At 65.8% G+C, this 13561-nt stretch carries 13 protein-coding genes; 9 read left to right on the top strand and 4 right to left on the bottom strand.

Annotated features, from left to right (window positions below):
• Positions 1-190: 190 nt before the first annotated feature.
• On the top strand, positions 191-1897 hold the full coding sequence (locus IP91_RS01265; RefSeq protein ID WP_145646959.1) for a DUF4214 domain-containing protein: 1707 nt from the start codon (positions 191-193) through the stop codon (positions 1895-1897).
• A gap of 30 nt (positions 1898-1927) precedes the next feature.
• On the opposite strand, the gene IP91_RS01260 is transcribed toward IP91_RS01265, so the two are convergent.
• Both IP91_RS01260 and IP91_RS01255 read right to left on the bottom strand, forming a co-directional pair.
• Entirely contained in the window at positions 1928-2932 is a 1005-nt protein-coding gene (locus IP91_RS01260) for a sensor domain-containing diguanylate cyclase (RefSeq protein ID WP_145646958.1), read from the bottom strand.
• 85 nt (positions 2933-3017) lie between these two features.
• A complete protein-coding gene (locus IP91_RS01255) occupies positions 3018-3956 on the bottom strand; it encodes a sensor histidine kinase (protein WP_158643045.1) in 939 nt (312 codons plus the stop codon).
• 182 nt (positions 3957-4138) lie between these two features.
• On the opposite strand from IP91_RS01255, the gene queE reads away from it, so the two are divergent.
• The 7 genes from queE (at position 4139) to nadC (ending at position 10618) form a co-directional block, all read left to right on the top strand.
• Entirely contained in the window at positions 4139-4774 is a 636-nt protein-coding gene (gene queE, locus IP91_RS01250; RefSeq protein ID WP_145646956.1) for a 7-carboxy-7-deazaguanine synthase, read from the top strand.
• 12 nt (positions 4775-4786) lie between these two features.
• Positions 4787-5242: a 6-carboxytetrahydropterin synthase QueD gene (queD, locus tag IP91_RS01245; RefSeq protein WP_145646955.1), complete on the top strand. Its 456-nt coding sequence runs from the start codon at positions 4787-4789 to the stop codon at positions 5240-5242.
• The gene (gene tadA / locus IP91_RS01240) at positions 5235-5801 is read left to right on the top strand and encodes a tRNA adenosine(34) deaminase TadA (RefSeq protein WP_229473728.1); all 567 of its coding nucleotides are present in this window, start codon (positions 5235-5237) and stop codon (positions 5799-5801) included. Before queD ends, tadA begins: the two co-directional genes overlap by 8 nt.
• A gap of 33 nt (positions 5802-5834) precedes the next feature.
• Positions 5835-6752, top strand: coding sequence for a muramoyltetrapeptide carboxypeptidase (gene ldcA, locus IP91_RS01235; protein WP_145646954.1), 918 nt, complete (start codon positions 5835-5837; stop codon positions 6750-6752).
• Between the two features lie 80 nt (positions 6753-6832).
• Positions 6833-8431: an ABC-F family ATPase gene (locus tag IP91_RS01230; protein WP_145646953.1), complete on the top strand. Its 1599-nt coding sequence runs from the start codon at positions 6833-6835 to the stop codon at positions 8429-8431.
• Between the two features lie 129 nt (positions 8432-8560).
• Positions 8561-9715: a quinolinate synthase NadA gene (gene nadA / locus IP91_RS01225; RefSeq protein WP_145646952.1), complete on the top strand. Its 1155-nt coding sequence runs from the start codon at positions 8561-8563 to the stop codon at positions 9713-9715.
• A 9-nt stretch (positions 9716-9724) separates the two neighbouring features.
• Complete coding sequence (gene nadC, locus IP91_RS01220) at positions 9725-10618, top strand: carboxylating nicotinate-nucleotide diphosphorylase (RefSeq protein ID WP_145646951.1); 894 nt, start codon at positions 9725-9727, stop codon at positions 10616-10618.
• 4 nt (positions 10619-10622) lie between these two features.
• On the opposite strand, the gene IP91_RS01215 is transcribed toward nadC, so the two are convergent.
• A complete protein-coding gene (locus tag IP91_RS01215; RefSeq protein ID WP_158643044.1) occupies positions 10623-11132 on the bottom strand; it encodes a GNAT family N-acetyltransferase in 510 nt (169 codons plus the stop codon).
• 195 nt (positions 11133-11327) lie between these two features.
• Complete coding sequence (locus IP91_RS01210) at positions 11328-13031, bottom strand: MFS transporter (protein WP_145646949.1); 1704 nt, start codon at positions 13029-13031, stop codon at positions 11328-11330.
• Positions 13032-13250: 219 nt separating this feature from the next.
• On the opposite strand from IP91_RS01210, the gene IP91_RS01205 reads away from it, so the two are divergent.
• Complete coding sequence (locus IP91_RS01205) at positions 13251-13553, top strand: Dabb family protein (protein ID WP_145646947.1); 303 nt, start codon at positions 13251-13253, stop codon at positions 13551-13553.
• The last annotated feature ends 8 nt before the right edge of the window (positions 13554-13561 follow it).

The raw sequence follows: 13561 nt of genomic DNA, 5'->3' as shown, positions 1-13561 counted from the left end.
AGGTGCGGCCTCCTGCGGGCCTGATTGGCAAGCCCGGGTAACGGAAGGGCAAGTCGTGTCCCATCAGGTGATGTGCTGACGCAACATTTTCGTGCGGCGAGCCTCGCTGCTTGCCTTGAAGCAATGCGCCGAGGCACATCGGCGACGGGGCCGTGCTACCATCCGGCGACCTCACCCACTTGTGCGCACCATGAGCCTCACCACCGGCAACAACTCGATCGACTCCCTCATTTACGGCAGCTGGAACCGGACGGCCGGCACGCCGGTGACGCTGACCTACAGCTTCCTGACCCGCGTGCCGGCTGGCGCTTCCTCGGAAGATGCGAACGGCTTCGCGGCGATGAGCACCGTGCAGCAGGCGGCCGTGCGCGACGCGCTGGCGCAGTGGGCCTCGGTGGCGAATATCACCTTCATCGAAACGGCTGCCAATGCGGGCAGCCTGCAGTTCGGGACCAATGCGCAGACGGGCAGCAGCGGCTACGCCTACCTGCCGGAGCAGGGCGTGTCCTCGCTGACGATGTACCTGAACAACAAGGGCGCGTACAACAGTGTGTACACCGCCGGTTCCTATGGCCCGACCGTGCTGATCCATGAGATCGGCCACCTGCTGGGTCTGAAGCACCCGGGCGACTACGATTCCTCCGGCAACGTCATCGATGGCCCGTTCCTGCCGGCCGCCACCGACAATGGCGACTACACGCAGATGTCGTACAACGACCCGACCGCCTACTCCGTCACGCACAAGTACGCCACCACGGTCATGCTGTACGACATCCAGGCCATCCAGTACCTGTATGGCGCGAACCTGAGCTACCACACCGGCAACGACACCTATTCGTACATGGGCAACGCCACGTCGCAGTGCATCTGGGATGCCGGCGGCAGCGATACCATCGATTTTTCCGCCTGCTTGGGCGCCACCATCATCAATCTGAACGCCGGCACCTTCAGCGAGACGGCGCGCGGCCTGAACAATATCTCGATCGCCTACAACGTGACGATCGAGAATGCCATCGCGGGCGCTGGCGGTTCGACCATCTACGCGAATGCCGCTGGCAATACGCTGACCGGCGGCGCCGGGGCGGACACGTTCTACGAAGGCGCCGGCAGCGACCGCATCAGCGGCGGCGGCGGGCTGGACACGGTGGTGTTTTCGCGCAGTTTCGGCAGCTACGCCGTCTCGCATGCCGGCGACGTGTTTACGGTGAGCGGCGACGGCACCGACACGCTGTCCGGCATCGAACGCCTGGTGTTCAGCGACCGTACCCTCACCACTGCAGCACTGGCGCAGGCTTACACGGGTACCGCCGGCAACGACCTGCTGGCGGCCGGCACGGTAGCGATCATCGACGGCGCTGCGGGCATCGACACGGTCGTGTTCGCCGGCACGCTGGCAAGCGCGAACATCACGCGCTCCGGCGGCGTGGTGGATGTCACGCCGGCCGGCGGTGCCACGTCGACGCTGCTGCAGGTGGAGCGCCTGCAGTTTTCCGACATGAGCCTGGCACTCGACCTGGACGGTATCTCCGGCCAGTTGTACCGCCTGTATGAAGCCGTGTTCGCGCGCGAGCCGGACGTGGCGGGCATGGGCTTCTGGCTGGCCAAGGAAGCGGGCGGCATGAGCCTGACGAGCATTGCCAGCGGCTTCCTGCAGAGTCCCGAATTCACGGCGGTGTACGGCACGGACCCGACGAATGCGCTGTTCGTCACGAAGCTCTACGAGAACGTGCTGCACCGCGCGCCGGATGCCGCCGGTTTTGCCTTCCACGTGGCCAACATGGAACACGGCCTCAGCCGCGAACAGGTGCTGCTGGGCTTCTCGGAATCGCTGGAATTCACGCAGAACCTGGCGCCGACGCTGCCGGTCGGCGTGCAGTTCGTGCCCTGGATCGCCTGAGCGGGCGGCAGCCGCGCAGCCCGCCGGCCGTCACCCTTCCCGTGGCAGGCTGATGCGATTGCGGCCCATGTGCTTGGCGCGGTACAGGGCCGCGTCGGCCGTGGCCAGCAATTGCGATGGGTCCGTTTCCGGCGCGGCCAGCGCCGTGGCCGCGCCGATGCTGACCGTCACGAACTGCTTGGCGGCGCCCAGGTTGGGCAGGTGCAGCGCCTCGACGCGGCAGCGGATCCGTTCCGCCACGATCGCCGCGCCCTTCAGCGCCTGGTTCGGCAGGATCACGGCAAACTCCTCGCCGCCGTAACGGGCCACCAGGTCGTTGGCGCGCATTTCCTTGGCCACGGCGCCGGCGATGCGCTGCAGGCACTCGTCGCCGCCCACGTGGCCGTAGGCGTCGTTGTACTGCTTGAAATTGTCCACGTCCACCATCAGCAGCGACAGCGGCTGCTTCTGGCGCAAGGCGCGCTGCCATTCCGCATGCAGCGTGTCGTCGAAGCAGCGGCGGTTCGCCAGGCCCGTCAGGCCGTCGCGCGTGGCCAGCTGCTCCAGCGAGATCTGCGCCTGTTTTTCCTCCGTCATGTCGCGCAGCGTTTCCACCACGGCCAGCAGGTGGCCATTCGGATCGTGGATGGGGCTGGCGTCGACGGCCAGGTAGCGCCGCCGGCCGATGCGCGGCATGTCGCACCAGCTCTCCGCGCTGAGGCTGCCCGGTTCGTCGCTGGGACGGCCGTGGGTTTCATACAGGGACGCCATTTCGTAGACCCGTTCCTGCACCACCAGGTCGGCCAATGTCGGCCGGGGGTTCTGGTAGAAACAGCGCCAGGCTTCGTGGGTGCCCAGGATTTCGTAGGCCGGCACGCCCGTCAGGCGCTCGCAGGCGCCGTTCCAGACGATCACGCGGCTCTGCGCATCGAGCACGAAGGTGGGGATGACGAGATGTTCCAGCAGGCCGAAGCCATGCGCATGGGTCTGGGCGAGGTGCGGGAAGTCCAGCACATGCGGCACTTTCGGGAGACTCGTCTTCGGGCTGCTGTTCATGGTGGCCGGTTCTCTAGGCGATCGTTGCGGGCACTGCATTGATGGGAATCTGGATTGTGCTATGCGGTAACGGCGTTGCGTTTGATCAACCGCAAACGGCTGCCGGATCGGCCTCGGCCATGTCCGGCGGCGCCACAGGCACGGTGGCACACAGCGACGTGCCTTCCCCTGGCTGGCTATCGAGGCGCAAACGGCCGCCGGCCGCCGCAACCCGGTCGGCAATGCCGGCCAGCCCCTGGCCGCGCCGCTCCCGCGCCGGCGGCAGGCCGATGCCGTTGTCGCGCACGGTCAGCGCTGCGCCTTCCGGGGCGCGGGCGAGCGTGACGTGCACCTCGCTGGCGGCCGCATGGCGCAGCACGTTCGACAGGGCTTCCTGCAGGATGCGGAACATGGCCGTCTCCACGGCGGGCACGGCGCTGCCGGACCAGCCGCTGCCGTCGAGGTGGCAGCGCACGCCGGACAGCCTGGCGAACTCGTCGAGCTGGCGGCGCACCGCCTGCGGCAGGCCGTGTTCGAGCGCCGCCGGCCGCAGGCCGTCGATCACGCCGCGCAGCGAGCGTACCGTCAGGCACAGATGCCGCTCGATCATGGCGACCTGTGGCTGCAGCCAGGCCGGCAACTGCGGATTGGCGTGCAGCGCGCCGATATCGAGGTGCAGCGTGAGCAGGTGCTGGCCCAGGTCGTCATGGATGTCGCGGCCGATGCGCCGACGTTCGGCGAGGCGTGCTGCCTGGACGCTTGCGTCCCGGGCGACCAGCGCGGCGTGGCGTTCCAGCAGCGCCCGTTCGGCGCTCGCCCGCAGCGCGTGTTCGGCCACCAGCTTGTGGCGCAAACGCTCGCAGCGCCGCACCAGCCGCAGCTGGCGCGAGAACAGCCAGCACAGAATGGCAAGGAGGCCGATGGCGAACCAGCCGACGGGGCCGGCGGAAGGCAGGGCGCCGGCCACCGGTGCGGCGCAGGCGAGCACGACACCCGGCAGCAGGTGCCCGCCAGGAAGATACGAGGATTTTGTCCGGCATCTCATCGTGTTGCCTCCAGTCATCTCCGTGAAAGGACGTTAGCGGAACCGACCGGGAATGGTTTTGTGCAGCGTCAAAATGTTCATCGGAGGCGCAACGCCGATGTTTGACTTATAATTGAAGGTTGCCCGCTCGGCCTCCGACGGGAACCCTTGCCGGACCACGTTTGGTCGTATCAGGAAGCATCGTGACTTACAGCATCAAAGAAATCTTCTATACACTGCAGGGCGAGGGCGCCCATGCGGGCCGTCCCGCCGTGTTCTGCCGGTTTTCCGGCTGCAATCTGTGGACCGGCCGCGAAAGCGACCGCGCCAGCGCCACCTGCCAGTTCTGCGACACGGACTTCGTGGGCACGGACGGCGAGCGTGGTGGCAAGTTCACCACGCCGCTGGCGCTGGCCGACGTGATCGACAGCCTGTGGCCCGACACCCATGCCGCCAGCAAGTATGTCGTCTTCACGGGCGGCGAACCGCTGCTGCAGCTCGATGCGCCGCTGATCGATGCGATGCATGCGAAGGGCTTCACGATCGCCATCGAAACGAACGGCACGCTGCCCGTCCCGAGCGGCGTCGACTGGATCTGCGTGAGCCCGAAAGTGGGTTCGACGCTGGTGGTCGGCAAGGGCAGCGAACTGAAGGTGGTCATCCCGCAGGCGGGACAGGACCTGGCCGACTACGAAGGCCTCGACTTCGACAATTTCTTCGTCCAGCCGATGGACGGCCCGCTGGCGGCGTTCAACACCACGCTGGCGATCGAAACGTGCAAGCGCAATCCGAAATGGAAGCTCTCGCTGCAAACCCATAAACTCCTGAACATTCCCTGACCGGATCCGCCTATGTTGACGATTACCCGCAAGCTCGAATTCGATGCCGGCCACCGCATTCCCGACCACAAGAGCCAGTGCCGCAACCTGCACGGCCACCGCTACACCCTGGAAATCACGCTGACCGGCCAGGTCATCACCGCGGAAGGCAATTCCGACAACGGCATGATCATGGACTTTTCCGACGTGAAGGCGCTCGCCAAGGCGCACCTGGTCGATGTCTGGGACCATGCCTTCCTGGTGTACGACAGGGACACGTCGGTGAAGGAGTTCCTGTCCTCGCTGCCGGACCACAAGACCGTCGTCATCGACCGCATCCCCACGGTGGAAAACCTGGCGGCAGTGGCCTTCGACATCCTGAAGGCCGCCTACAAGGACCGCTACGGCACCGGCCTGCGCCTGCACAAGCTGGTGCTGCACGAAACGCCGAACTGCTGGGCCGAGATTTCGGATGACGGCCATGCCTGATTCGCCGGCGTCCCGGGACCCGCAGGCTGCGTTCATGCGCGCCGCGCTGGCCGAAGCGCAGCGCGCGTGGGACCTGGGCGAGGTACCGGTGGGCGCCGTGGTCGTGAAGGATGGCGTCGTCATCGCGCGCGGCTTCAACCAGCCGATCGCCGGCCATGATCCCACGGCACATGCCGAGATCATGGCCCTGCGGGCTGCCGCGCAAGTGCTGGGCAACTACCGGCTGCCGGGCTGCGAGCTGTACGTGACGCTGGAGCCGTGCGTGATGTGTTCCGGCGCGATGATGCACGCGCGGCTGGCGAAGGTCGTCTACGGCGCGCGCGATCCGAAGACGGGTGCCGCCGGCTCCGTCGTCGACCTGTATGCGTCCGAGCAGCTGAACCACCACACCGAGGCCGTGGGGGGCGTGCTGGCCGACGAATGCGGCAGCCTGCTGAAGGCGTTCTTCGCCAGCCGCCGCGCTGCCGTGCGCGCTGCCAGGCTGGCGGCCGCAGGGGATGGGATTGCAGCGCATCGGCTTGAAGCGGACCGGGTTGAAACTGATTCATCCGCCCGGTAAGATGGCCGCGCCATCCACCACCCGGACCCTCCTTTGAAGAACATCTGCATCGCCATCGCTGCACCGAGCGGCGCCGCCCTCGATGACGCCGCGGTGGCACGCGGCATCGCCCGCCTGGAAGAGGGCGGCGTCACCGTCCACAACTACTACGACCCTGGCGACAAATTCCAGCGTTTCGGCGGCACCGGTGCGGGCCGCCTGGCGCAACTGGAAGCGGCGGCGCGCGATCCGGATGCGCAGATCGTGATGGCATTGCGCGGCTCGTACGGCATCTCGCGCCTCCTGCCGCAGATCGATTTCAGCATGATGGCGGACAGCGGCAAGCTGTTCTGCGGCTACAGCGACTTCACCGCGTTCCACATGGGCCTGATGGCTGCCACGGGCCGGCAAAGCTTCGCCGGCCCGATGGTGTGCGACGATTTCATCCGCGACGAACCGGTCGGCTACACGCTGGACCAGTTCTGGCAGTGCCTGCAGGGTCCCACGCATCGCGTGCGCGGTATGGCCACGGGCAATCCGCTGGTCGATGTCGAAGGCACGCTGTGGGGCGGCAATCTCGCCATGCTGAACCACCTGGTCGGCACGCCGTATTTCGCGCGCGTCCCGCACGGCATCCTGTTCCTCGAGGATATCGGCGAGCACCCGTACCGCATCGAACGGATGCTGCTGCAGCTGCTGTATGCCGGCGTGCTGGACGGCCAGCGCGCCATCGTGCTGGGCGACGTGTCCGGCTACCGGCTGGCGCCGTTCGACAACGGCTATGACTTCGACGCCATGCTGGCCTACCTGCGCACCACGCTGCCGATGCCCATCCTCACGGGCCTGCCGTTCGGCCACGTGAAGGAGCGCTGCACGCTGCCGTTCGGCGGGCGGGCGCGCCTCGTCTCGGATGACGGCGGTTTCGACCTGACCGTCACGGATTATCCGACGCTGGCCCGGCCGACCCGCTAGCTGCCGGCAGTCCGCCGGGATGGTAAAATGCCCGGTTCATCAAGTACCTCGTGCATTACTAAGAATTTAAGGGCCCATCAGTGCTATCCACCGCAAACATCACCATGCAGTTCGGCGTCAAGCCGCTGTTCGAGAACATCTCCGTCAAGTTCGGCGACGGCAACCGCTACGGCCTGATCGGCGCCAACGGCTGCGGCAAGTCCACCTTCATGAAAATCCTCGGCGGCGACCTGGAGCCGACGGCCGGCAACGTGATGCTGGACGTGAACGAGCGCCTGGGCAAGCTGCGCCAGGACCAGTTCGCGTATGAAGAGATGCGCGTGCTGGATGTCGTGATGATGGGCCACACCGAGATGTGGGCCGCGATCACCGAGCGCGACGCGATCTACGCGAACCCGGAAGCGACGGACGACGACTACATGAAGGCCGCCGAGCTGGAAGGCAAGGTCTCCGAGTTCGACGGCTACACGGCAGAAGCGCGTGCCGGCGAACTGCTGCTGGGCGCCGGTGTCGGCATCGACCTGCACCAGGGCCCCATGAGCGCCGTGGCGCCGGGCTGGAAGCTGCGCGTGCTGCTGGCACAGGCGCTGTTCTCGAACCCCGACATCCTGCTGCTCGACGAGCCGACCAACAACCTGGACATCGACACGATCCGGTGGCTGGAAGACGTGCTGAACCAGCGTAACTCGACGATGATCATCATCTCCCACGATCGCCACTTCCTGAACCAGGTGTGCACGCACGTGGCCGACATGGACTACGGCACCCTGAAGATCTACCCGGGCAACTACGACGACTACATGCTGGCCTCCACGCAGGCCCGCAACCAGCAGCTGGCCAACAACGCCAAGGCGAAGGACAAGGTCGCCGAGCTGCAGGACTTCGTGCGCCGCTTCTCGGCGAACAAGTCGAAGGCCCGCCAGGCGACTTCCCGCGCCAAGATGATCGACAAGATCAAGGTGGAAGACATCAAGCCGTCCTCGCGCGCCTATCCGTTCGTGCGCTTCGATGGCGAGAAGAAGCTGCACCGCCTGGCCGTCGAGGTAGAGGGCATCTCGAAGACCTACGACCGCACCCTGTTCAGGAATTTTTCCATCATGGTGGAAGCGGGCGAGCGCATCGCGATCATCGGCGCCAACGGTGCCGGCAAAACCACGCTGCTGCGCTGCATCGCCGGCGAGCAGGCGCACCTGCAACCGGATACCGGCCGCGTCAAGTGGGCCGAGAACGCCAACGTGGGCTACATGCCGCAGGATCCGACCGAGGAATTCCCGGCCGACGTGAACCTGACGGACTGGATGGGCCAGTGGACGAAGGAGGGCGACGACGACCAGGCCGTGCGCTCCAGCCTGGGCCGCCTGCTGTTCGGCGGCGAAGAGGTGAAGAAATCCGTGCGCGTGCTGTCCGGTGGCGAGAAGGGCCGCATGATGTACGGCAAGCTGATGCTGGGCCGTCACAACGTGCTGCTGCTCGACGAGCCGACGAACCACATGGACATGGAATCGATCGAGTCGCTGAACATCGCGCTGGACAAGTATGCCGGCACGCTGATCTTCGTCTCGCATGACCGGGAATTCGTGTCGTCGCTGGCCAACCGCATCCTCGAGATCAAGGAAAACGAGATCGTCGATTTCCGCGGCAACTACGAAGAGTACCTGACCAGCCAGGGCATCAACTGAGGGAACCTCGATCAAGCTATTGCGCAACGCCATACGCTGGCCTCCGTTCCTCAGCCAGATCCGACGTCGCGCATGACGCTTTCTCGAGAGCCCGAAAAGTCACGGGAATACAGTGCAACGGACAAAGCGATGAACAGCGTAGCCATACCTATCAAGACAGTCGAATACGAAAAGCCGCTGCTCGAGGACAACGAGCAGGGCGGCAGTTGCGTGGCCCATGCATGGGCGCGCACGCCGGCGCCGGTGCCGGCAAGCGAGAAGATCCTGCTGAAGGAGCGCATCCGCACGCTGCTGCGTGAACGGAACGCCGTGCTGGTGGCGCACTACTACGTGGATGCGGACCTGCAGGACCTGGCCGAGGAAACCGGCGGCTGCGTCTCCGATTCGCTGGAGATGGCGCGCTTCGGCCGCGACCATCCGGCGCAGACCCTGGTGGTGGCCGGCGTCAAGTTCATGGGCGAGACGTCGAAGATCCTGTCGCCGGAAAAGACCGTGCTGATGCCGGACCTGGACGCCACCTGCTCGCTGGACCTGGGCTGCGATCCCGATGAATTCGCGGCGTTCTGCGACCAGCATCCGGACCGCACCGTCGTCGTCTACGCGAACACCAGCGCTGCCGTGAAAGCGCGTGCGGACTGGATGGTCACGTCGTCGATCGGGCTGGACATCGTCAGGCACCTGCACGAGCAGGGCAAGAAGATCCTGTGGGCACCCGACAAGCACCTGGGCGGCTACATCCAGAAACAGACCGGCGCCGACATGCTGCTGTGGCAGGGCTCCTGCCTCGTGCACGACGAGTTCAAGGGCGTGGAGCTGGACCTGCTGAAGGCCGAGCACCCCGATGCAAAGGTGCTGGTGCACCCCGAGTCGCCGGCCAATGTGGTCGAACAGGCGGACGTGATCGGTTCAACGTCGCAGCTGATCGCCGCCGCCGTCAGCATGGATGCGACGGAGTTCATCGTCGCCACCGACAACGGCATCCTGCACAAGATGCGCCTGGCCGCGCCGACCAAGACATTCATCGAAGCGCCGACCGCCGGCAACAGCGCCACCTGCAAGAGCTGCGCGCACTGCCCGTGGATGGCGATGAACGGCCTGCGCAACCTGGCCGACGTGCTGGAAAACCTGACGAACGAGATCCACGTGGATCCCGCCGTCGGCGCGCAGGCGCAGGTGTCGATCAACCGCATGCTGGATTTCTCCGCGGCGAAGAAGGCGAAGATAGCACCGGGTGCCGACCTGGCGAAAGAAGCCCGACTGTTCTCCGGCATCGGCCCGGCGTAAGGAACCATCTTGAGCACTCTGAAAAACCGTTTTGCACCGTTCGACGCGGCGCTGACCCGCGCCTTCGAGGCCAACCTGCTGTCCGCGTTGCTGGAAGACGTGGGCACTGGCGACCTGACGGGCAAGCTCGTGCCGGAAGGCGGCCGCAGCGCCGCCCGCGTGATCGTGCGCGAGAATGCCGTGCTGTGCGGCGCACCGTGGTTCGAGGGCATCATGCATGCCGTCAGTTCCGCGATCGGCATCGAATGGCATTACGCCGAGGGCGACCTGATGACGGCCGACAGCGCCGTCTGCACGCTGGTCGGGCCATCGCGCGCGATCCTGACGGCCGAGCGTTCGGCGCTGAACTTCCTGCAGTTGCTGTCCGGCGTGGCCACGGCCACGCGGCGCTACGTGGACGTGATCGCCGGCACGCAGGCCGCCATCCTCGACACGCGCAAGACGCTGCCGGGCCTGCGCCTGGCGCAAAAATATGCGGTGCGCGTGGGCGGCGGCCAGAACCAGCGGCTGGCGCTGTACGACGGCATCCTGATCAAGGAAAACCATATCGCTGCTGCCGGCGGCATCACGGCGGCGCTGGTGGCGGCGCGCCTGGCCGGCACGACGGCCACCGGCGCTGCCGTGACCGTCCAGGTGGAAGTGGAAAACCTGGTCGAGCTGGAAGAGGCGCTGACGGCCGGCGCCACCTCGGTCCTGCTCGACAACTTCGACCTGGCCGCCATGCGCGAAGCGGTGCAGATCAACCGGGGCCGCGCGCTGCTGGAGGCTTCCGGCGGCGTCAATGTCGACACGGTGCGCGGCATCGCCGAAACGGGCGTGCACCGCATCTCGATCGGCGCGCTGACGAAGGACATCAAGGCCACCGACTACTCGCTGCGCATCATCGACGGCACGCTGCGCTGATCGGTCAGCCCGACCCTCCATCGAGGCGCAGCCGCATCGGCTGCTCCTCGAATGCCGGCCGGTTCGCCATCGGCACCGCCGCTCCCCACGCTTCGAATCCCAGCCGCTGGTACAGCCGGAACGCCGGCGTATCGAGCTTCGTCACACCCAGTTCGACAGCGCTGGCACGCCGTTCGCGCGCCCAGCCGATCCCCCGTTCCATCAGGGCCTGCGCGATGCCGCGGCCGCGGTACGCCGGCGCCACCCACACCTGATAGGCATTGACGATCCCTTCATTGTCCTGCGCCCAGGCCAGGCCGGCCGGCTGGCCGTCGCATTCGGCCAGCAGCGGCAGGTCCACCGGCGAAGCGACGGTCTTCGCCAGCAGCGCGGCCCACGTGGCGTCGGGCCGCGCCTGCGCATCGGCCAGCGACGCGGAAAAGGCATACGGGGCATCGGCCAGCGCGGCCAGGCGCAGCGTGCGCCATGCGGCCCATTCGCCGGCCTCGAAGGAGCGGATCAGGAAGGTGTGCATCGGTCGAGCATAGCAAGGCCGACAAAAAAAGGCCACCCTCGCGGTGGGCGGGCGGACAAAAAATGGCATTCTCGCAGGTGGACGGGCGGACAAAAAGGGCCATCGTCGCGGGTGGGCGGGCGGACAAAAAAAGGCCACCCTCGCGGGTGGCCTTCAGGGCGGCGCCGGTACGCCGCCAGCCATGAACCTGCCTGTTCAGTCGGCTGCGTAGATGTCGCGGTCCTTCGTCTCGCGCACGAACAGCGCGCCGATCACCAGCGTGATCAGGGCGATCACGATCGGATACCACAGGCCGTAGTAGATGTCGCCCTTGAAGGCCACCAGCGCGAACACGGTGGTGGGCAGCAGGCCGCCGAACCAGCCATTGCCGATGTGATAGGGCAGCGACATGGATGTGTAGCGGATCCGCGTCGGGAACATCTCGACCAGCATCGCCGCGATCGGCCCGTACACCATCGTCACGTACAGCACCAGGATGAACAGGATCAGCACCACCATCGGCTTGTTGATGCCGGCCGGATCGGCCTTGGCCGGGTAGCCCGCCTCCTTGATGGCGGCCGCCACGTCCTTCTTGAAGGCGGCTTCGCGGTCCTTGCTGGCCGCATCGAAGTTCAGGTTATCCGGCGTCATCACGGCATCGAACGAAGTGAGCTCCTTCGGACCGACCTTGATGGTGGCGACGGTGCCGGCCGGGGCTTCCTGGATGGTGTAGTTCACCGAGGCGGCGGACAGGATGCCGGTGGCGATATCGCAGGAGGACGGGAATTTCTTCGTGCCCGTCGGGTTGAACTGGAAGTGGCAGGAATCCGTATTGGCCACCACCACCACCGGCGAATTGTTCAGGGCCGTTTCCAGGGCCGGGTTGCCGAAGTGCGTCAGCGCCTTGAACAGCGGGAAGTAGGTCACTGCGGCCAGCAGGCAGCCACCCAGGATGATCCACTTGCGGCCGATCTTGTCCGACAGCGCGCCCCACAGCACGAAGAACGGCGTGGCCAGCAGCAGTGCGATGGCGATCAGGATATTGGCCGTGGCGCCGTCGATCTTCAGCGTTTTCTCCATGAAGAACAGCGCGTAGAACTGGCCGGTGTACCAGACCACGGCCTGGCCCATCGTCAGGCCGATCAGCGCCAGGATGACGATCTTCATGTTCTTCCACTGGCCGAACGCTTCCGTCAGCGGCGCCTTCGACGTCTTGCCTTCCGCCTTCATCTTCACGAACGCGGGCGATTCGCTCATCGCCATGCGGATCCACACGGACACGCCCAGCAGCAGCACGGAGACGAGGAAGGGAATGCGCCAGCCCCAGGCCTGGAATTCGTCTTCGCCGATCGCCTGGCGGGTCGCCAGGATCACCAGCAGCGACAGGAACAGGCCCATCGTGGCCGTCGTCTGGATCCACGACGTGAAGAAGCCCCGCTTGCCTTCCGGCGCATGCTCGGCCACGTAGGTGGCGGCACCGCCGTATTCGCCGCCGAGGGCCAGGCCCTGCAGGATGCGCAGCGTGACGAGGATGATCGGCGCGGCGATGCCGATGGAGGCGTGGCCGGGCAGCAGGCCGACGATGAACGTGGACAGGCCCATGATCAGGATCGTGATCAGGAAGGTGTACTTACGGCCGATCATGTCGCCGAGGCGGCCGAACACGACGGCGCCGAACGGGCGCACGATGAAGCCGGCCGCGAAGGCCATCAGCGCGAAGATGAACGTGGTGGTGGGGTCGCCGATGAAGAACTGTTTGGCGATGATCGATGCGAGCGAGCCGTACAGGTAAAAATCGTACCACTCGAACACGGTGCCGAGCGAGGAAGCGAAGATGACCTTCTTTTCCTCCTTCGTCATCGGCGTGCTCTTGGTCTTGCCCACGGACGGTGCGCCCGCGGTGCCGGATGTGATTGCCATACTGTGTCTCCTTGGTTAAGGTGCCGTCGGGTTGATCCCGTTATTGTCTAGGCATGATGCAGTGTGGGCGCCGAACCTTACGTCATGCTTGCTCCAAACTTACACCGAACTTACAGTGCAATGGCCGATGGTCCGAGTTCCCAGGGGAGCGTCGGTGAAACATTGACCGATATGCTATGCTCCCGCGCTCATCGACCATCGACGACCAGGAGAGACGCAGTGATCAAGCACATCGTGATGTGGAAGCTGAAGGACGAAGCGGAAGGCGCCGACCGCGCCACGAACGGCCGCAAGCTGAAGGAACTGCTGGATGCCTGCCGCGGCATTTCGCCCGGCATGCTGACGCTGGAAGTGGCGCTCGCCCAGCCAGGCCTGGAAGCGACCTATGACGCCGTGCTGTATTCCGAGTTCACGGACCGCGACGCACTGAACGCCTACCTGGACCACCCGCAGCACCTGGCCCTCAAGCCGTTCATCGCCGCCGTGCGCGAAGCGCGCCAGTGCATGGACTACGAAGTCTGAGGACGGAG

This window comes from Pseudoduganella lurida (assembly GCF_007830455.1).
GTDB lineage: Bacteria > Pseudomonadota > Gammaproteobacteria > Burkholderiales > Burkholderiaceae_D > Rugamonas > Rugamonas lurida.
This window is presented reverse-complemented; position numbering and strand designations above follow the sequence as displayed.